2 protein-coding genes are annotated in these 870 nt (G+C 60.2%); both read left to right on the top strand.

Going from position 1 to position 870, the window contains the following annotated elements; all coding sequences use genetic code 11:
• Positions 1–437, top strand: a 437-nt coding sequence (locus AC1D00_RS43280) for a Crp/Fnr family transcriptional regulator (RefSeq protein ID WP_477014949.1), incomplete at its 5' end; no start/stop codon positions are given.
• A gap of 57 nt (positions 438–494) precedes the next feature.
• The gene (locus AC1D00_RS43275; protein ID WP_477014948.1) at positions 495–722 is read left to right on the top strand and encodes a hypothetical protein; all 228 of its coding nucleotides are present in this window, start codon (positions 495–497) and stop codon (positions 720–722) included.
• The last annotated feature ends 148 nt before the right edge of the window (positions 723–870 follow it).

The following is an 870-nucleotide window of genomic DNA, read 5'->3' as shown; positions in this document are numbered from 1 at the left end:
GCCATCCCTTGCGGATCTCGACGACGGTGGCGATGGAGCGGTGCGTGATCACGTCCATCGCGAAATCGGCGATGCTTACGGCACTCAAGGGTGAACCAAAGTTCTCCGAGTTGTTCATGGAGTATCTGCTCAGTCGAAACAGCCGCATCGAAGAAGACCTGATCGACCAGTTGTTCAATTCGAGCGAGAAGCGGCTTGCGCGTCTTCTCCTGCTGCTGGCGAATTTTGGCAAGGATGGCGCCCCGCAGCCCATCTCGGCGCAGGTCAGTCAGGAGACCCTCGCAGAGATGATCGGGACAACCCGCTCACGCGTCAGCTTCTTCATGAACAAGTTTCGCAAGCTCGGTTTCATCACCTACAACGGCAAGATCGAGGTTCACAGTTCCCTCCTGAACGCGGTCTTGTATGACAAGCCTGAGATCGTGAGGGACGACTGAGACAGTTGAGGGCAAGAACGCCTCGAGCCGTCTACTGCAACGATATGAAGGTACCCCATGAAAAAGCCGACAGCGCACGWCGACGAGATCGCGCCGAGAATCATTCAAAGGGCTGACGTCGCACCGGCCGATGGCTTCACGCTTGTGGTCGATGGCCACTTCAAGACCCGCTACGACAGCGAAACGGCTGCCCGAGAAGCCGGCGCCGAGCTGCTCGGCAGGTTCCCGATGTTGCAAATCCTGGTCTACGATGCTGCGACCGGGGTGCGGTCGCCGCTGCAATAGATTCCCGGCCAACGGTCCGGGACGGCAGTTCGCGACTGCCGGCCTGCGCCGGGCGCCTCGTCAGCTCCGGCTAGACGCCCAGCGCCTTCCGGTTGAAGGTCCGCAGGAGGCGCAGCGACAGCGTTCGCACATTTGCGACTTTGAGGAG

Source organism: Bradyrhizobium sp. P2_E8 (assembly GCF_056403875.1).
The sequence above is the reverse complement of the archived record's forward strand: the minus strand, read 5'-3'. Positions and strand labels throughout refer to the sequence as shown.